Origin of the sequence: Brevibacterium sediminis (assembly GCF_024895295.1) — a bacterium.
GTDB lineage: Bacteria > Actinomycetota > Actinomycetes > Actinomycetales > Brevibacteriaceae > Brevibacterium > Brevibacterium sediminis.
Map to the genome: position 1 here is coordinate 268,419 of NZ_JAHQRN010000005.1, position 18,013 is coordinate 286,431.

Sequence of the window (18,013 nt, forward strand, 5' to 3'; positions counted from 1 at the left end):
AGTCGGATCATGACACGTGAGATCGGGATCAACACCTGGGTGTGGGCGTCGCCGCTGACAACCGACCGCCTCGGTGAGTTCGCCGGCCGTGCCCGCGATTTCGGGTTCGACCTGCTCGAACTTCCGGTGGAGGTGCCGGGGGACTGGGACCCCGGTGCCGCCGCCGAGGCGGTGGCCGAGTTCGGTCTGGGCGCGCGGATCGTCGGGGCGATGGGGCCCGGTCGAGACCTCATCGACCCGAGGTTCCGGCCGGATACACAGGACTACCTGCGTCGCTGCGTCGAGGTGGCCGTCCAGGTCGGTTCGCCCACCGTGGCCGGACCGTTCACGGCAGCGACCGGCCGGGTGTGGCGGATGGACAACGGGGAACGGACAGTTGTGGTTCGGACACTTCGGGAGGCTCTGCGCCCTGTGGCTGCGTTCGCGGCTGAAAGGGGCGTGACGATCGCAGTGGAGCCTCTCAACCGCTACGAGACGAGCCTCATCAACACCGTCGAGCAGGGGCTCGACGCCTTGGACCCCCTGCTGGGCAATGGCGTCGGCTTGGCCCTGGACAGCTACCACCTCAATATCGAGGAGCGGTCCCCGGCCGCTGCGATCCGAGCCGCTGGAGAACACTGTCGAGTGGTGCAAGTCTGCGGCAACGACCGTGGACCGGTGGGAGGCGATCACACGGATTGGGCGGCGTTCTTCGATGCACTCGACGACATCGACTACCTCGGACCGCTCACGGTGGAGAGCTTCACCGGCGATAACGACACGATTGCCGTGGCTGCTTCGATCTGGCGGCCGTTGGCAGAGAGTCAGGACGCACTGGCGCGTTCGAGCGCCGAGTTTCTCACTGCGCTGCAGCGGGCGCGGGCAGGAGCACACCACGATGACCACTTACCTGGTCACGACAACTCATACAGTCACGGCCATCCAGCTGGTCACGATCACTCATCAGGCACTGCAGAGGAGCAGCCATGACCGAAAGCTCTCATCCCGTCACTCTCTTCACTGGGCAATGGGCCGATCTTCCGTTCGAGGAGGTGGCGCGCCTAGCTGCTTCCTGGGGCTATGACGGCTTGGAGATCGCTTGTTCCGGCGACCATCTCGACTTGGTTCGGGCCGATGAGGATCCCGCGTATCTGAAGTCGAGGCTCGAGGTCCTCGATCGGTACGGGCTGAAGACGTGGGCGATATCGAACCATCTCGCGGGTCAAGCCGTCTGCGATGATCCGATCGACTTCCGGCACCAGGCGATCGTCAGAGAGTACGTGTGGGGAGACGGCGAGGCGGAGGGGGTGCGGCAGAGAGCGGCCGAGGACATGAAGCGCGCTGCCCGTGTGGCGCGGCGTCTCGGAGTCGACACGGTCGTCGGATTCACCGGTTCGAAGATCTGGCCCTATGTCGCGATGTTCCCGCCTGTTCCGGCGTCGGTCATCGACGAGGGGTATGAAGACTTCGCGAATCGGTGGAATCCGATCCTCGACGTCTTCGACGGTGAAGGGGTCAGGTTCGCCCACGAGGTCCATCCCTCGGAGATCGCCTATGACTATTGGACGACAGTCCGGGCGTTGGAGGCGATCGACCATCGCGAGGCGTTCGGTCTCAACTGGGATCCCAGCCATCTGCTGTGGCAGGGAATCGACACCGTCGGCTTCATCACGGATTTCGCCGATCGCATCTATCACGTCGATTGCAAGGACACTCGGCTGCGGCCGCCGACCGGCAGAAGCGGAATCCTCGGTTCTCATCTGTCCTGGGGCGATCCTCGGCGAGGGTGGGATTTCGTCTCGACCGGCCATGGCGATATGCACTGGGAGGACGCGTTCCGGGCGCTCGCCTCGATCGGATACGACGGTCCGATCTCCATCGAATGGGAGGACGCTGGGATGGACCGTCTTCACGGCGCCGCAGAAGCGGTCGGCCGGATCCGCGAATTGCTGTGGAAGCGACCGGAGACCTCGTTCGATGCAGCGTTCTCGAATCAATGAGGTCACTTGAGCAATCGACCAGGTGATGCTTTTCAAACCTTCGAAGCGACCGATCTCCCGAACCATAGGCACCTCGACTGCCTGAGTCATAGGAGTCCCGACCTCCCGAATCGCTGAGGAGGTCCTGAGGGTCCCGCTCAGGAGCGGTTCGTACACTGGGCCGCTATGGACTTCAAGCAGGCAACGGCGACGTGGTGGGACGCCATCACTTCGGGCTTCGGGCGGCAGGACGGGCTCGAGCTCGACGTCCTCGGGCTCGTGCTCGTCATCGGAGTGCCCCTGGTCGTGACCCTGACTCCGGGGATCTGGAGGTTCTTCGGACTGTTCGTGACCTTCATCCACGAACTCGGTCACGCATTCGCCGCGCTCATGACGGGACGAGTGGTCAAGGGGATCTCGCTGAACTTCGATCATTCGGGGCAGATGAACTCCTTCGGCCGAGTCGGCTTCTCCGCCACATGGGCGGGTTTCTGGGGATATCCGGCACCGGGTGTGCTCGGACTCGTCCTGGCCACCTCGGCGGCCTTCGGTTGGGCCCCCTTGGCACTGTCTGTGGGCGCGCTGATCCTGTTGGTCGCGCTCATCTTCATCCGGAACTTCGCGGGCGCGGTCATCGCCGTGATCACGGCGATCGCGGCGCAGCTCGTCGTCGTTTTCCTGCCGCTGGAGTGGATCTCGGTCTTCGTCGCCGCGCTCGGCACGGCGCTGACGATCGGGTCGCTCAAGGACCTCGTCAAGGTCATCCGCGTCCATACGCGCCGGCGCCATGTGCAGCAGTCCGATGCCTATATCCTCGCGCAGGGCTCGGCCTTGCCCGCCGGTGCCTGGCTGACGCTGTTTGCGCTGGTCATCATCGTCTGCGCGCTCGCCACCGCGCGGGTGCTGTATACGGCGGTGGCGGTCGGCGCGGTGTGATTGGGACTCTCTTCGTTTCCTGAGCTGGGGCAGCAGGGACGGTGTCGGTCGGCACGGTGCGACAGCGGCAGCATCGGGTCCGCGAGATTCAGGGACGAGCCGGCGTGGATGCCCGTGATTCCGCGTCAGTGCCGGGTGGCAGAATCGGAGTATGGCCCCACTTCCGAAATTCTCCGCTGTCCTCTTCGACTGTGACGGAGTCCTCGTCGATTCCGAAAGCATCACGAACGGCGTCCTCCACCAGATGCTGCAGGAACTCGGCTGGCAGCTGAGCGCCGAGGAGTGCATTGCGCGATTCGTCGGCAAAATGCTCCGCGACGAGGCCGATGTCATCGAGGAGCACACCGGATTCCGCATCGGCGCGGAGTGGATGGAGGAGTTCCGGCGGCGGCGCAATGCCCAGCTCGAGGCCTCCCTCCAAGCGATTCCGGGGGTCGTCGATGCCGTTCACCGCATCGCCGAGAGCTACCCGGGCAGGATCGCCTGCGCTTCGGGAGCGGATCGTCCGAAGATCGAGCTGCAGCTGCGCAAGATCGGCCTGTTCGATGCCTTCGAGGGTCGGATCTTCTCCGGCATGGAGCAGCCGAACTCGAAGCCCGCCCCAGACGTCTATTTGGCAGCAGCCGAATCCTTGCAGATCGACCCCGCCGAGGCGGCCGTGATCGAAGATTCCCCCACCGGCGTGATCGCCGGCGCTGCGGCCGGATCCCGTGTGCTCGGGTTCTGCCCGGATTCTCCGGTTCATCAGAGCGCGGAAACGCTGTTGGCAGCGGGTGCCGCCGAGACCTTCAACGCGATGGACCAGCTGCCCGGCCTGCTGACTGAGTAAGTTCCTGGCTCGCCGAGCCTCGGCTGGGGCAAAACTCCATCATCAAAATACATCAAACAGCACCCAAACTCGCAGAGATTCTTTTCGTAATCGAATTGTGATATTCATATCTTCTCCTTGGGAGTAGAATAGAGTCAAGGCATTCACATCGACGTGAAAGGCGGCGAGATCGATGAAGGATCCTCAGGATCCGGGCAACAACGGTCTCGAGCGTGCCTCGAATGAATCAGTCTCCGGTTCACCCGCGACATCGGCAGACCTCTCTTCATCACCTCAGGTTCCTCTGATCGGCCCCGACTCACCCCGTCGTCTCGACGTCGAACCCGATTCGCCGATGGCCGTGGTCGTCAGTCTGGCTCATTTGAGCACGGGAGTTCGCCTCGCCGAATTCCAGGCCATCGCGGGCCTGTTTCTGACCGATGTCATTGAGAAGCTCCGTTACGCCGAGGGCGACAAGATCTACTATCACTCAACGTTCACCGAAACGGCCGGCCGCTTCATCACGGCACGTGACGGACTGCTGCCTGAAAAGGACGACTTCGTGGACCCGTGGACATCCACCGGCTTCGTTCTCGAAGACCGCGCTCTCGACGGGTCTGATGATGCTGATTCCTCCACCGGCACTGCCGCCGGCGACAGCGAAACCGGGGAGAGCATCGTCGAGCAGCCACTGGCTTCGCCGGCAGCCCCGCTTCCGAATTTCCCCAAGTTCGGACTGCACAAATCCTTCAACAGCTGGGTCCACGACCTTGCCACGCGCGAAGAGATCGCCGAGCTGACCACGGTCCTCGGCTCGACGAGCAACGGTGCCTACAACGAGATCACGAACGCCGTGACACTGGCGTTCGGACTGCCGAAGTTCCTGCAGCGCTGCCTCGCCGGTGAATTCACGATTGAACACGTACTTGCAGCGACCCGTGCCATCAAAGACGTCGCCTTCGAATATCTGCCCCGTCTCGATGCCTACCTGGGCGACCGCCGTGCCGATATCACTATGGAGACCTTCAAGAAGTCGCTCAACCTCAAGATCGCGGCACTCGTCCCGGTCGACGACCGGACCGAACTGGCCGAGAAGCGTCGCCGGGTCGACATCATGAATTACCCCGACGGCACCGCCTCCGTGACCTTGTCCGGACCCGCCGTGGAACTCAACGCCTTCTACCTGCGCATCGAAGCATTCGCCCGAGCGATCCGCAACGGCAACATCTCGGCGGTCTCCGAAGAGAGCACCGCTGGCCTCGAGGTCGCCGACCAGGACAGCATCGCCGCCCTCATGTTCGACATCGCCACTCGAGCGACCCCGCAGATGAGCATCGCCGTGACGACGCACGACACCATGACCGGTGAGACCACCACGAACGAGATTGCTCTCGAAGCCGCCGACGGCTCGGACTCCTCGGTCGCCGACGAATCCGACCCCACGGCTCCGATCACGGCAGCCGCGGTCGACCGTGCCGTGCAGGAGGCGCAGAGTGAAGCGGAAGCGACCGCCAACACCGGCGTCGAGGTGACGACCACCATCAAGCTCGTCATGCCCACCCACGGGCAGTGGGTGCGAGAGCAGGCGAAGATGATGGTGACGGTTCCCTACCTCACCGCGGTGGGAAAGTCGGAGCTCCCGGGGACGTTCTCCGACGGCACCCCGGTGCCGCCCGACGCGGCACGTGCGCTCGCAGGCGAGAGCCCCACTTGGCACCGGATCCTCACCGATCCCGCCACCGGGACACCGATCGATGCCCGCTCGCGCAGTTACTACATCCCGGCGGAAGTGCGCGCGCCCTTGGTCGGCAGATGGCAGTCCTGCACCGCTCCAGGCTGCACCCGACGAGCGGAGACCTCGGAAGTCGATCACATCATTCCGTTCGACCATGCCGATCCGGCCCGAGGCGGTCAGACGACGTTCGAAAACCTCCACCCGCTGTGCAAACCCGACCACCAGGCCAAGACCGACCGCAGGCTCGCGGTCCGAATGACCGAGGACGGGGCAGTGGAGTACTCCTTCACCCGCGGAGTCGTCGCAACAATGTATCCACCGGACAACCCAATCAACGCCGAGCACGCTCGACAGGTGGAGAACTATGACCAACTGCCGAATCTGCTCGACCGGCAGAATCCCGTCGACGCGGAGCAGCTTCGCGACGTCGGAAATCTGGGCCCAGCCGGACGACTCGACAATACAGATGCATTTCGCCCTCCTGAACCAGAGGGCCACACCGCAACAGGGGGCTCCGAACCAGTAGCCTCCGAGCCAGGGGACCCCGAACCAGGCTCCAGGGAACGAGGGGACAAGTGTGCCCCGACCGCTGGCGCCAAGCCCGTCTCGAGCGTCGGCCGGGAGCCCCCGTGGAACGACTATTGGGACTCCGGAGATCCTCCCCCGTTCTGACGGCGGGTCCGATCTGACGGCCCGCCCGTTCTGACGACCAGCCCGATCTGACTGCAGCCCGAAATCGCACGAGGCCCCGGACGCGCGCCTTCGCAGACGGCGGCCGGGGCCCGTTCGGTGTATCCGGGTCCAGTTGGCGTATCTGGCCTCAGTTACCGTCCTCGGCGATGAGGCGGCGGACGTCTTCCTGGGTGCGAACCTCACCCTTCTGGGCGGCGTCGACGACCTTCTCGTGCTGCTCCTCGGTGACGACCGGAACCTCTTCTCCGTTGCAATCGACGATCTTGCCGTCCTTGACGGTATCGCCTTCATAGAGGATGGCTTCGTTGTCGATGAGTCGCTGCAGCTCTTCCTTGCGGATGACTCGTCCGGTGCCGGCCACGAAGACCGACCGATCAGAACGGTCCTTCGTCTTCACTCCGATGTGGTTGAAGACGAGGTTGAGCAGCACGGCCATGAGAGTGGCCGAGGAGATGCCCGAATGGAGGATGATGCCGACCCAATCCGGGAAGGCATTGTAGAAGTCGGGCTCGACGACCGGGATGATGCCGAAGGCCAGCGAGACCGCCACGATGATCATATTGAGGTTGCCCTCGTACTCGACCTTCGACAGCGTGCGGATGCCCGACGCGGCGACCGTGCCGAAGAGCACGATGCCCGCGCCGCCGAGAACCGGAGTCGGGACCGCCGCAACGACCCCGCCCATCACGGGCAGCAGACCGAGAACGACGAGGATCGCACCACCGGCCGTGACGACGAAGCGCGACTTCACGCCGGTGATCGCCACCAGGCCGACGTTCTGCGCAAATGCCGACTGGGTGAAGGAGTTGAAGATCGGCGAGACCGCCGACGACAGCATGTCAGCGCGCAGGCCCGATGCGATGCGCTTGGAATCGACCTTCGTATCGACGATCTCTCCGACGGCGATGATGTCCGCCGTAGTCTCGGCGAAGGTGACGATGATGACGATGAACATCGAGATGATCGCCGCGGCCGAGAATGTCGGCAGACCGAAGGCGAACGGCTCGGGGAACGCGAAGATCCCGCGATCGAGCACATGGGAGAAATCGGCCCAGCCGAAGATGAGGCAGCCGATGGTGCCGATGACGATGGCCAGCAGAATCGACAGGCGGGAGATCACCGCGACGGGAATCCGGCTGAGGATGAGCACGATGGCCAAGGTGACCACGGCGATGAGGATATTGCGCATGCTGCCGTAGTCGGCGGCCTCGGCATCCCCGCCCATGGCCCAGCCTGCGGCCACGGGCATGAGTGACAGACCGATCGTGGTGATGACCGTGCCGGTGACCACCGGAGGGAAGAACTTCACGATGAGCGCGAAGGCGGGGGCGACGATCAGGCCGATCACCGAGGCGACCAGCACCGATCCGAAGACCGCAGGCAGGCCGTCGCCGCCGGCCAGAATGGACGTCATCGTCGCGACGCCGGCGAACGAGACTCCCTGGACCAGCGGCAGCTGCGAGCCGAAGAACGGCACTCCGACCGACTGCAGGATCGTGGCCAGACCGCCCATGAACAGACAGGAGGCGATGAGGAGGCTGATGCCGTTGCCGTCGAGACCGGCGGCATTGCCGATGATGAGGGGAACGGCGATGATTCCGCCGTACATGGTGAGCACGTGCTGCAGACCGTAGGCGAAGGAACTGCCGACGGGAAGCCGTTCGTCCTCCGGACGGGCCGGCTTGCTCGCGACCGCGGACTTGCGGTCGTTGCTGGGTGACTGATGGGATACCGACATCTATCTCTCCATTGAGTGCGTCCTCGGGCGAAGACCTCACTGTGACTGACCGACCTCAGTGGCCGGTGTAGCGTCCGAGCGGGCATCAGATCGACCGAGGGATCGGTTGCATAATTCCGTTATGCGAAAGGAAATTTCCTTATCGCAAAACTCTAAAGGAATACCATTTTCGCCGCAAGCCATTTTAGTGACCCGCGGCACATGCTAGAGTTCACGGCAGTCGTGTACTCATCCCCCGACGATCTACTGAACGTTCGCTCAGTTCGATGGTTTTGGATCATCGTACCGTCTCGCCGATAGGTGGGTACAGTCGGGGATCCCGGATGGGATACCGACCGGCGGAGCAGCAGACGCCGGAAAACCTGAGCTGGTGGCGTCAGCCCCAGTTCTGTCGCCACTGACCAATAGTGCGCGCTCGACGCGCACGGTTCAAGAGGGAAAGGCGACACGATGACCGACAGCAATGGAACCGGCACACCGTCAGCAGGAAGCTTCTCGGCTTCCGGGAACACATCGACCGCGCGACTGTGGCTGCGCGATCCGCTGGCCGTCCACCTCGGTGCCGGTGTCGATCCGAACCGGGCGGCGCGGGGAATCGTCATCGACCCCGCCACGGGAACTATCGTGGAACTCGTTCCCGCCGGTGGCGAACCCACTTCATCCGGGGCCGGCGGAACCGCCGGTGACACGGCTGCCCTCGAAGTCATCGACGCCTCGGCGCATGTCATCACTCCCGGGCTGATCAATACCCATCATCACTTCTACCAGACGCTGACCCGTGCATGGGCGCCCGTCGCCGACCTGCCGCTGTTCGGATGGCTGCAGAACCTCTACCCGGTCTGGGCCAGGCTGACCCCGCGCGCGCTCGAACTCGCCACGACCGTGGCGATGGCCGAACTCCTCGAATCCGGATGCACGACCGCAGCCGACCACCACTACCTGTTCCCCACCGGCATGGACGAGGCCATCGACATCCAGGTCGACGTCGTCCGGAGACTCGGCATGCGTGCCATGCTGACTCGTGGGTCGATGTCACTGGGCGAGGATGACGGCGGACTGCCCCCTCAGCAGACCGTCCAGGACTCGGAGGTCATCCTCGACGATTCCCGCCGTCTCGTCGAGACCTACCACCAACGTGAGCCCGGCGCTCAGATCCAGATCGGCTTCGCCCCGTGCTCCCCGTTCTCCGTGACCACCGAGCTCATGCGCGAATCCGCCGCACTCGCTGCGGAACTCGATGTCCGCCTCCATACCCACCTGGCCGAGACCATCGACGAAGAGGACTTCTGTCGCGAGACCTTCGGCCTGCGCACCGTCGACTACCTTGAATCCGTCGGCTGGCTGGGGGAGCGGACCTGGTTGGCGCACGGTGTGCACTTCGACGATTCGGAGATCGGCCGCCTCGGCGCCGCCGGGGTCTCCGTCGCCCACTGCCCGACTTCGAACATGCGGCTGGCCTCGGGAATCGCCCGCGCTGTCGAACTCGAGGACGCCGGAGTCAACGTCGGACTCGGTGTCGACGGATCCGCGTCGAATGACGCCTCGAACCTCATCCGCGAGGTCCGGCAGGCGCTCTACATCCAACGTCTGCGCTACGGCGCCGAGGCGGTCACCTGCGGCCGCGTCCTCGACTGGGCGACGAAGGGATCGGCGGCGGCACTCGGACGCGACGATCTCGGCACCATCGAGGTGGGCAAGCAGGCCGACCTCGCAATGTTCCGCCTCGACGGCCTCGCTTTCTCCGGATCGCACGACCCGATCCCCGCACTCGTCCTCTGCGGTGCAGAGAAGGCCGATCGCGTGATGGTCGGCGGTCAGTGGCGGGTCGTCGACGGCCACGCCATCGGCGCGAACGGGCACGCGCTCGACAAAGAAGCGCTCATTGCTGCGCATCAGGAGGAGGCGCGCCGCCTCGTTGCAGGGTGAGTTCCGGCTGAGGTCGGATGGCGTGGTGGGCGGGTGCCGCCTCGGTGGTCGTGGTCCGGGGCCTCATCCGATGGGCCTCCGGTACGGGCCCGGGCACGAGGAGGATGCCGCCCGCTCAGTCCTCGGGTTTGCGGAACACCTCGCGCAGGTGGTCGCCGGTGAGGAAGTCGCCGACGCCGATCATGACCAGGCTGAACACGATCTGCTCGGTGATCATCCAGACCGGGTAGAGGCCGGGGATCGCGGCCATGACGAGGGTGATGACGGGGAAGATCTGCGTGAACAGGCGCAGGCGCTGGTATCCCCAGTAGAAGCCCTTCGTTGCGCGCCAGAAGAAGTAGAAGAGGGTCACGGTCATGCCGAGGACGACGATCGTGCGCATCCACACGGCGAACGGCACCGGTTCGCCGGCCCTGGCGATGAGCACCGCGTAGACCACGGCTCCGAAGCCGAGCACGAGTTCGAACACGAGCAGCCAGGTGATCCACGCGAAGGCGCGTTTCGTCTTCGGGTGTGCGAGGCCGTCCGAGGGCACGACGATTCCGGCTTTCCTGCCGCCGGCGAGGCGGTCGATCTTTGCAAGCAGGTTCTCCATGGCCATGCCTCCAGGCTAGCGGGATCACGAGCTCCGGAACCGATTTTCGGGGCCTCAGGACCCTGTGTGATGGAACATCAATCGAAAGTTGGGGATGCAGTTCAATCCTGTGGGTCAGGAAACCGCGCCCGCGTGCTGATGAAGTGGAAGCATGAAGAAGATATTCAATGCAGCTTTCACGTACATGATCATCGGCGTCCTCTCGGGACTGTTCTACCGCGAGTTCACCAAGGCCAACGATTTCCCCTCCGGTGAGTTCACGCAGCTCGGCCTCGTCCACACCCACCTGCTCACACTCGGCTTCATCGTCCTCCTCATCGTCCTCGCCCTCGACAAGGTGTTCGGACTCTCCGGCACGAAGCTGTTCTCGTGGTTCTTCTGGCTCTACAACGTCGGCGTGATCCTCACGGGCGGAATGATGGTCTGGCACGGCTCGCTCACCGTCCTCGGCGAAGAGTCGAACGCCATGATCGCCGGAATCGCCGGCCTCGGCCACATCGCCCTGTCCGTCAGCCTCGTCCTGTTCTTCCTCGCCCTGCGCAAGAAGGTCGTGGTCGGCAAGGCTGTAGCCGATAAGGCTGTGACCGAAGGCGCGGAGGCGACTTCGCCGTCGCGCTGACCAGGACACCGTCGCCGAGGCGGTTCCGCAGCGTCGTTCAAGGCGAACCGCGTCTGTCGGTTCGTGTACGGATCGACAGACGCGGTTCGCCTTGAACGAGGGAATGGAACCCCGCTCCCTCGGACGTCACCGTCACGCGATGATCGGCTGCTGGAGCTCGACGATCCACCCAGCTTGGTCGGAGTTGTCTGCGGTGTCGTCATCGGTGTCGAGGTAGACCTCGCGGCACGGGCCGGTCAGGGAATACCCCTGACTGATGCACCACTTGGAAAGGTGCTGCCAGCTGGCGCCGATGCGGCTCATCGACCCCTCGTGGATGAGAGTCGCCGCAGTGCACGCCTCCAGCTCTGTGACCTGCAGATCCGCAAGATCCTGAGCTGCTTCCGTGCGATACCCGCAGGTGACCTCGGTCCTGTGTCCGGCGTCGGAGTAGATGCCGATGCCGGCTGCGTGTCGGATCCCCGCCTCAGCGAGACGGCCGGCAACGGTGCCGAACAGCGGTCCGATCTCAGAAGTGTCGAACGGCGGCTCGCCGAGAACGACCGTCTGTCCGAGTACCCTCTCTGCAGGCAGTTCTTTGATGATGCAGTCCGGATGGTTCATAGCAGTCCCTTCGATGAGTGCCAGCCGAAATTCGACTTCGGCCAGCTTCGCGGCTGCAGCCGACTGCTCGGCTCGCAGTTGATGACGACGCAGATTGAGCATGCCGGTCAGCTCGGTCGTGCTGAGGTCGGCGTCTATCAGTTCGGCGATCTTCCGCAGCGAGATCCCCAGGGCGTTGAGCGCCATGATTCTGTTGAGGCGCGGCAGCTGCGCCACCGTGTAGCTGCGGTGTCCGGAGAACGGTTCGACCGAATCCGGAGCCAACAGACCCATCGACTCATAGTGGCGGAGCATGCGCACCGATACCTGCCCCAGCTGCGCGAATTCACCGATCCTCATGTGCTCTCCTCGTCGTCATCGACAGTCCACCACCTGACACGGTGTCAGGTTCAAGAGCATTCGCCGCTGGTCTCACCTCTGTTCGAGGAATCCGCGCAGCAGCTTCTCGGTGCCTTCCGCATGCTGTGCGGCGAGATCGGCGGCACGATCAGGGTCAGAGGCGAGTATGGCGTCGACGATCTCTCGGTGCTGATCGCAGGAGTGCTCGACGTTCGTATGGATGAAGGGGATCCGGTCGAGCAGGGCGTTGACCCGATCGCGAGTGCTCGCTGAGGCGTAGATGAGTGACGGCATGTGCGTGAGTTCGGCGATCATGAGGTGGAATCTGGCATCGAGCACGCGGAACTGTTCGGCGGAGGCGAACACCGTACGACAATCCGTCTCCGCTGCGGTCAGGGCAGCGACCTCGTTCGGAGAGAGGTCTCGCTCGGCGACGATGCGGGCCGCGGCTGTCTCGAGAACCAAGCGAAACCGGACGGCATCATCGAGCTCGCCGGGGTCGATGCGCTCATCGGTGTCGGCGGACGGCAGTCGTGTCACAAAGGTGCCGCCGTAGCGACCGCGACGGGAAGTGACGATGCCCGCAGTCTGAAGCTCGATGAGCGCCTGCCGCAGGGTCGCCCGCGAGACCCGGACCTGGGCGGCGAGTTCGCGCTCGGCCGGCAGTTTGTCGCCGACGAGGTACTTGCCGAGACGGATCGCCCGCAGCAGCTCCGCAATCGTATGTTCGAACACATTTCCGCCGCGCGCATGCTTGCCTCCCGGGCGGGGTTGGCTGCCCGCGGTCCCTGGGCCGCCCGGCTCTTCTGCTCTGTCCAAGTCTGCCTCCTCTCCTGGTCTCGCAACTCAACTCGTCTTCGTTGATTCTTCCACTCTCGCGGAAAATCCTTGACAGTCGTCTGTGAGTCAGATTACATTCGTCTCAGTCTAATGGTCTGGTAACGATCCATTGGGCGACTGTTCGACCACGACGAGATCGAGACTCACCAGAACCCCGAGGGGCAGCCATGAGCAAGAACATCGAATACGGCAATGTCGATGAGCACTACCTCGAGAAGCGACAGTTGAAGAAGGGCGCGGCCGGCTGGATCCTCCTCGCAGGCCTCGGCGTCGCCTACGTCATCTCCGGAGACTTCTCCGGCTGGAACCTCGGGTTGGCCGAAGGCGGCTGGGGCGGCCTGCTCATCGCCTTCCTCCTCATGGGACTCATGTACGTGTGCATGGTCTTCGGCCTCGCCGAACTCTCCTCCACTCTGCCGACTGCCGGTGCAGGCTACGGCTTCGCCCGCCGAGCGCTCGGCCCGCTGGGCGGATTCGCCACCGGCATGGCGATCCTCATCGAGTACACGATGGCTCCGGCCGCGATCTCGACCTTCATCGCCGGCTACGTCCAGGCGCTCGGCATTCTGCCCGAATCGGTGCCTACCTGGACGATCTATCTCGTCGCCTACGCGGTCTTCATCGGAATCCACCTATGGGGAGTCGGTGAGGCCCTGCGGCTGATGTTCGTCATCACCGCCGTCGCGGTCATCGCCCTCATCGTCTTCGTGGTCGCCGCGGTCGGCCACTTCGATGCCAGCAATCTCTTCGACATCGAACCCACCGGCGCCCTCGGGTCATCGGCATTCATGCCGATGGGCATCTCCGGCCTGCTCGCCTCGCTCGTCTTCGGTATCTGGTTCTTCCTCGCCGTCGAAGGCGTCCCGCTGGCCGCCGAGGAATCGGCGAACCCTAAGAAGGACATGCCGCGCGGCATCATCACGGCAATGGCCGTGCTCGTCGTCTTCGGCGCCCTCATGCTCCTCCTCGTCCCCGGACTCGCAGGCGCCTCGGCGATGGGGGAATCGGACAATCCGCTGCCCGAAGCCCTGCGCACGATCTACGGCGAGAACTCCGTCCTTGCGACCTTCGTCAACTGGGCCGGCCTGGCGGGACTCATTGCGAGCTTCTTCTCGATCATCTTCGCCTACTCTCGTCAGCTCTTCGCCCTCTCGCGCGCCGGCTACCTGCCCAAGTGGCTGTCCCTGACGGGCAAACGCAAGACCCCGGTCCTCGCCCTCATCGTCCCCGGCACCATCGGCTTCATCCTCGCGATCGCCGTCGACGGCAACGGCGGAGTCCTCCTCAACGTCGCGGTCTTCGGTGCCACGGTCTCCTACGTCCTGCTCAACCTCTCCCACATCCGCCTGCGCGTCAAGGAACCCGATCTGCCCCGCGGCTACCGCACTCCCGGCGGCATCGTCACCACCTCCATCGCCCTCGTACTCGCATCGGTAGCCGTCATCGCCACCTTCTTCGTCGACATCCTCGCCGCCGGCATCGCCGCCGGAGTCTTCCTCATCGCGCTCGCCTACTTCTGGTTCTACTCCCGCCACCACCTCGTCGCGAGCGCACCGGAAGAGGAGTTCGCACAGATCGAGGCCGCCGAGAAGGGCCTCAAGTAGCCCGCACGACCCACCTTCAACCGCCCCGCACAGCAAAGGAACGCCGCATGACCGAGATTCCGGTACCCACCTCGCCTACCTCGGAGCAGAGGACCTCCAGAGGGTCGATCCAGGCCGAACCGCTCACCGTCGACGAACTCCGCCGACTCGCCGCCGAGGGCACGATCGACACCGTGGTCGTTGCCATCACCGATCACATGGGTCGCCTTCAGGGCAAGAGGCTCGGCGTCCAGTTCTTCCTCGAAGACGTCATGGACCACGGCTCCGAATGCTGCAACTACCTGCTCGCCGTCGACGTCGACATGGATACCGTCGACGGCTACGAGGTCTCCTCCTGGGAGACCGGATACGGCGACATGGTGATGAAGCCCGACCTTGCGACCCTGCGCCTCCTGCCCTGGCAGCCGGGCAGTGCGATGGTCAACTGCGACCTCCTGACGACCACCGGCGCCGAGGTGGCGCCCTCCCCACGTCAGATCCTCAAGCGCCAGCTCGCCCGCCTTGCCGACCATGGGCTGAGCGCGCATGTCGGCACCGAACTCGAGTTCATCACCTTCGACTCGAGCTACGAAGAAGCCTTCGCCTCGAAGTACACCGAAGTTACGCCCTCGAACCAGTACAACGTCGACTACTCCCTCCTCGGCACCGCCCGAGTCGAACCTCTGCTGCGCGACATCCGCAATTCGATGGCTGGGGCCGGGCTCTTCGTCGAAGGGGCCAAGGGCGAATGCAACTTCGGCCAACACGAGATCACGTTCCGCTACCAGCCCGCCCTCAAGGCGTGCGACGACCACGCGGTGTACAAGAACGGGGCGAAGGAGATCGCCGCCCAGCACGGGAAATCGATCACTTTCATGGCCAAATACGACCAGAAGGAGGGTTCCTCGTGCCATATCCACCTGAGCTTCCGCTCGGCTGAGGGCGATATGGTCATGGCCGGAGACCGCGAGCATGGGTTCTCGACCCTCATGGAGCAGTTCATCGCCGGTCAGCTCGCCTGCATCGAGGACTTCACGTACTTCTTCGCCCCGAACATCAACTCGTACAAACGCTTCGTCGAAGGTTCGTTCGCACCGACCGCGGTCGCCTGGGGCTTCGACAACCGCACCTGCGCCTTCCGCGTCGTCGGCTCGGGACCCTCCCTACGTGTGGAATGCCGAGTCGGCGGGGCCGATCTCAACCCGTACCTCGCCACCGCGGCTCTCATCGCGGCGGGTCTCCATGGGATCGAGAAAGGCCTCGAACTGCCCGCGATCACGGAAGGCAACGCCTACACCGCCGGTGCCTCCCGACTGCCCACCACCCTCCAGGGTGCCCGCGACCGGTTGTACGGATCGCAGATCGCCGAGGACGCGTTCGGCGACTACGTCGTCCGCCACTACGTCCACGCGGCCGACATCGAACTGGAGGCCTACAACGCGACTGTCACCGACTGGGAGAGGCTCCGTGGGTTCGAACGACTCTGACCCCGTCATCGGCATCAGCTGCTACATGCAGCAGGCCCAGTGGGGAGTCTGGGACACCGAGGCGGCTCTCATCCCGGGCGACTATGTGCGCATGGTCGCCGCTTCCGGGGCGATCCCCGTGCTGCTGCCGCCCCACGGACAGGCTCCTGCGGCCCTCGACCGTGTCGACGGCCTGCTGTTGGCCGGAGGAGCCGACGTCGGATCGTCCGAATACGGTCAGGATCCGCACGAAACGACCGTGTCCCACCCGTTCCGCGACTCGAGCGAGATGATGCTCCTGGCGGCCGCGCGGCGACGCCGCCTGCCTGTGCTCGGCATCTGCCGCGGGATGCAGGTCATCAACGTCGCCGCCGGAGGCACCTTGATCCAGCATCTGCCGGAGTCGCTCGGACATTCCGACTATCAGCCGGCCCCCGGCGTCTACGGCGAGGTCACGGTGACCACGGAAGCAGGGTCACGGGCCAGGGAGATCCTCGGCGAGGCGACCACTGCACCCTGCTATCACCATCAGGGAATCGACCGCCTCGGCGCCGGTCTGCGTGCGACCGGCCGCAGTCCAGAGGGACTCGTCGAGACCATCGAACCGGACCCGGCCGTGGATCAGACAGGAGACCCGGCTGACGGAGGATGGCTCTTCGCCGTCCAATGGCATCCCGAACACGACCCCGATGACGACCGAGTCGTCCGTGCCCTCGTTCAAGCGGCACGACGACACGCGACAGACAGAGGAACAAGGAGAGCACCGAAGTGAGCACCTACACGGTCATCAATCCGGCGACGGAAGAGCCGATCGCCGACGTCGAACTCGCCGACCTCGAACAGACGGACCGGGCGATAGAGAAGGCGGCGCGGGCCTTCGAATCCTGGCGCGCCGTCGCCCCCGCCGATCGCGCCCGACTCCTGCGGCGCTTCGCCGACAAGGTCGACGCGGCCAACGAAGAGCTCGCCCGGCTCGAGGTGGCCAACGCCGGACATACGATCGGGAACGCCCGATGGGAAGCCGGCAACGTCCGCGACGTCCTCGAATACTACGCGGCGGTGCCGGAGAGGCTCTTCGGTCGGCAGATCCCCGTCGACGGGGGAGTGAACATCACCTTCGCCGAACCGCTCGGCGTTGTCGGTGTCATCGTCCCCTGGAACTTCCCGATGCCGATCGCCGGATGGGGCTTCGCCCCTGCCCTGGCAGCCGGGAACACCGTGGTCCTCAAACCCGCCGAGATCACGCCGCTGACCGCGATCCGCATCGGCGAGCTCGCCCTCGAAGCGGGCTTGCCCGAGGGTGTTCTGCAGATCATCCCCGGCAAGGGATCCGTCGTCGGGGAGCGCTTCGTCACCCACCCGGCCGTACGCAAGGTCGTCTTCACCGGATCCACCGAGGTGGGCAAGCGGATCATGGCCGGCTGTGCAGCGCAGGTGAAGAACCTCACTCTCGAACTCGGCGGGAAGAACGCGAACATCGTCTTCGACGACGCCGATGTCGTGGCCGCCGCGGCCGCCGCCCCCGGAGGCGTCTTCGACAACTCCGGCCAGGACTGCTGCTCCCGGTCCCGGCTGCTCGTCCAGCGCGGGATCTACGACGACTTCATGGCCGCACTCGAATCCTCCGTCGGGTCCTTCGCCTGTGCGGATCCGAGCCGCGAGGACACGGACATGGGTCCGCTGGTCACTGCAGCTCACCGGGAGAAGGTCGCCGGCTATGTGGCTGCCGCCGAGGTGGCCTTCACCGGCTCTGCCCCCGAAGGCCCGGGCTTCTGGTTTCCGCCGACAGTGCTCACCCCGCCCGACACAGCGACGGCCGACTTCCGCGAGGAGATCTTCGGCCCCGTTCTCTCCGTCGTCCCCTTCGATACCGAAGCGGATGCCCTGCGCATCGCCAACGACACCGAATACGGACTCTCCGGCTCAATCTGGACGAACGATCTCGACCGGGCAATGCGGGTCTCCCGCGGAGTCGAGGCCGGCAACCTGTCGGTGAACTCGCACTCCTCGGTCCGCTACTCAACCCCGTTCGGCGGATTCAAGCAGTCCGGACTCGGCCGCGAACTCGGCCCCGACGCCGTGTCCGCATTCACCGAGGTCAAGAACGTCTTCTTCGCGACCCGGCCAGCGCGCTGACCCATCCACCTGCCACCTCATCACCACGATCATCAGGA

General features: G+C 64.6%; 15 protein-coding genes. 11 read left to right on the top strand and 4 right to left on the bottom strand.

Annotation, left to right across the window (positions count from 1 at the left end):
• Positions 1-9: 9 nt before the first annotated feature.
• The 5 genes from KTJ89_RS13490 to KTJ89_RS13510 all read left to right on the top strand — a co-directional run bounded on the left by KTJ89_RS13490 (position 10) and on the right by KTJ89_RS13510 (position 6,109).
• Positions 10-969: a sugar phosphate isomerase/epimerase family protein gene (locus KTJ89_RS13490; protein ID WP_259358073.1), complete on the top strand. Its 960-nt coding sequence runs from the start codon at positions 10-12 to the stop codon at positions 967-969.
• Positions 966-1,979, top strand: a complete 1,014-nt coding sequence (locus KTJ89_RS13495) for a sugar phosphate isomerase/epimerase family protein (protein WP_259358074.1) — start codon at positions 966-968, stop codon at positions 1,977-1,979. Before KTJ89_RS13490 ends, KTJ89_RS13495 begins: the two co-directional genes overlap by 4 nt.
• Positions 1,980-2,144: 165 nt before the next feature.
• Positions 2,145-2,894, top strand: coding sequence for a M50 family metallopeptidase (locus KTJ89_RS13500; protein WP_259358075.1), 750 nt, complete (start codon positions 2,145-2,147; stop codon positions 2,892-2,894).
• 151 nt (positions 2,895-3,045) lie between these two features.
• The gene (locus tag KTJ89_RS13505) at positions 3,046-3,723 is read left to right on the top strand and encodes an HAD family hydrolase (protein ID WP_139467674.1); all 678 of its coding nucleotides are present in this window, start codon (positions 3,046-3,048) and stop codon (positions 3,721-3,723) included.
• Positions 3,724-3,895: 172 nt separating this feature from the next.
• Complete coding sequence (locus KTJ89_RS13510; RefSeq protein WP_259358076.1) at positions 3,896-6,109, top strand: HNH endonuclease signature motif containing protein; 2,214 nt, start codon at positions 3,896-3,898, stop codon at positions 6,107-6,109.
• 148 nt (positions 6,110-6,257) lie between these two features.
• On the opposite strand, the gene KTJ89_RS13515 is transcribed toward KTJ89_RS13510, so the two are convergent.
• On the bottom strand, positions 6,258-7,868 hold the full coding sequence (locus tag KTJ89_RS13515) for a nucleobase:cation symporter-2 family protein (RefSeq protein WP_259358077.1): 1,611 nt from the start codon (positions 7,866-7,868) through the stop codon (positions 6,258-6,260).
• Between the two features lie 450 nt (positions 7,869-8,318).
• Between KTJ89_RS13515 and KTJ89_RS13520 the strand changes: the two genes are divergently transcribed.
• On the top strand, positions 8,319-9,794 hold the full coding sequence (locus KTJ89_RS13520) for an 8-oxoguanine deaminase (protein WP_259358078.1): 1,476 nt from the start codon (positions 8,319-8,321) through the stop codon (positions 9,792-9,794).
• Positions 9,795-9,909: 115 nt separating this feature from the next.
• On the opposite strand, the gene KTJ89_RS13525 is transcribed toward KTJ89_RS13520, so the two are convergent.
• On the bottom strand, positions 9,910-10,395 hold the full coding sequence (locus tag KTJ89_RS13525) for a hypothetical protein (protein ID WP_139467678.1): 486 nt from the start codon (positions 10,393-10,395) through the stop codon (positions 9,910-9,912).
• A gap of 145 nt (positions 10,396-10,540) precedes the next feature.
• On the opposite strand from KTJ89_RS13525, the gene KTJ89_RS13530 reads away from it, so the two are divergent.
• Positions 10,541-11,008, top strand: a complete 468-nt coding sequence (locus KTJ89_RS13530; protein WP_139909602.1) for a DUF2871 domain-containing protein — start codon at positions 10,541-10,543, stop codon at positions 11,006-11,008.
• Between the two features lie 132 nt (positions 11,009-11,140).
• Here KTJ89_RS13530 and KTJ89_RS13535 read toward each other — a convergent pair whose 3' ends face one another.
• Positions 11,141-11,950 (bottom strand): MerR family transcriptional regulator, encoded by an 810-nt coding sequence (locus tag KTJ89_RS13535; RefSeq protein ID WP_259358079.1) that lies wholly within the window; start codon positions 11,948-11,950, stop codon positions 11,141-11,143.
• A 72-nt stretch (positions 11,951-12,022) separates the two neighbouring features.
• Positions 12,023-12,769 (bottom strand): FadR/GntR family transcriptional regulator, encoded by a 747-nt coding sequence (locus KTJ89_RS13540; RefSeq protein ID WP_172173036.1) that lies wholly within the window; start codon positions 12,767-12,769, stop codon positions 12,023-12,025.
• A gap of 188 nt (positions 12,770-12,957) precedes the next feature.
• Between KTJ89_RS13540 and eat the strand changes: the two genes are divergently transcribed.
• From eat to KTJ89_RS13560, 4 genes are read left to right on the top strand one after another with little or no spacing between them, the layout of a single operon-like run.
• Entirely contained in the window at positions 12,958-14,394 is a 1,437-nt protein-coding gene (gene eat / locus KTJ89_RS13545) for an ethanolamine permease (RefSeq protein WP_139467681.1), read from the top strand.
• A gap of 47 nt (positions 14,395-14,441) precedes the next feature.
• Positions 14,442-15,860, top strand: a complete 1,419-nt coding sequence (locus tag KTJ89_RS13550) for a glutamine synthetase family protein (RefSeq protein WP_259358080.1) — start codon at positions 14,442-14,444, stop codon at positions 15,858-15,860.
• Entirely contained in the window at positions 15,841-16,611 is a 771-nt protein-coding gene (locus tag KTJ89_RS13555; RefSeq protein WP_181271170.1) for a gamma-glutamyl-gamma-aminobutyrate hydrolase family protein, read from the top strand. Before KTJ89_RS13550 ends, KTJ89_RS13555 begins: the two co-directional genes overlap by 20 nt.
• Entirely contained in the window at positions 16,608-17,975 is a 1,368-nt protein-coding gene (locus KTJ89_RS13560) for an aldehyde dehydrogenase family protein (RefSeq protein WP_259358081.1), read from the top strand. The genes KTJ89_RS13555 and KTJ89_RS13560 overlap by 4 nt, the downstream gene beginning before the upstream one ends.
• Positions 17,976-18,013 lie beyond the last annotated feature (38 nt).

What these genes read in the sequence shown, in the direction of transcription:
- KTJ89_RS13490 (WP_259358073.1), top strand. Translation starts at nt 10, where the DNA reads ATGACACGTGAGATCGGGATCAACACCTGGGTGTGGGCGTCGCCGCTG.
- KTJ89_RS13495 (WP_259358074.1), top strand. Translation starts at nt 966, where the DNA reads ATGACCGAAAGCTCTCATCCCGTCACTCTCTTCACTGGGCAATGGGCC.
- KTJ89_RS13500 (WP_259358075.1), top strand. Translation starts at nt 2,145, where the DNA reads ATGGACTTCAAGCAGGCAACGGCGACGTGGTGGGACGCCATCACTTCG.
- KTJ89_RS13505 (WP_139467674.1), top strand. Translation starts at nt 3,046, where the DNA reads ATGGCCCCACTTCCGAAATTCTCCGCTGTCCTCTTCGACTGTGACGGA.
- KTJ89_RS13510 (WP_259358076.1), top strand. Translation starts at nt 3,896, where the DNA reads ATGAAGGATCCTCAGGATCCGGGCAACAACGGTCTCGAGCGTGCCTCG.
- KTJ89_RS13515 (WP_259358077.1), bottom strand. Translation starts at nt 7,868, where the DNA reads ATGTCGGTATCCCATCAGTCACCCAGCAACGACCGCAAGTCCGCGGTC.
- KTJ89_RS13520 (WP_259358078.1), top strand. Translation starts at nt 8,319, where the DNA reads ATGACCGACAGCAATGGAACCGGCACACCGTCAGCAGGAAGCTTCTCG.
- KTJ89_RS13525 (WP_139467678.1), bottom strand. Translation starts at nt 10,395, where the DNA reads ATGGCCATGGAGAACCTGCTTGCAAAGATCGACCGCCTCGCCGGCGGC.
- KTJ89_RS13530 (WP_139909602.1), top strand. Translation starts at nt 10,541, where the DNA reads ATGAAGAAGATATTCAATGCAGCTTTCACGTACATGATCATCGGCGTC.
- KTJ89_RS13535 (WP_259358079.1), bottom strand. Translation starts at nt 11,950, where the DNA reads ATGAGGATCGGTGAATTCGCGCAGCTGGGGCAGGTATCGGTGCGCATG.
- eat (WP_139467681.1), top strand. Translation starts at nt 12,958, where the DNA reads ATGAGCAAGAACATCGAATACGGCAATGTCGATGAGCACTACCTCGAG.
- KTJ89_RS13550 (WP_259358080.1), top strand. Translation starts at nt 14,442, where the DNA reads ATGACCGAGATTCCGGTACCCACCTCGCCTACCTCGGAGCAGAGGACC.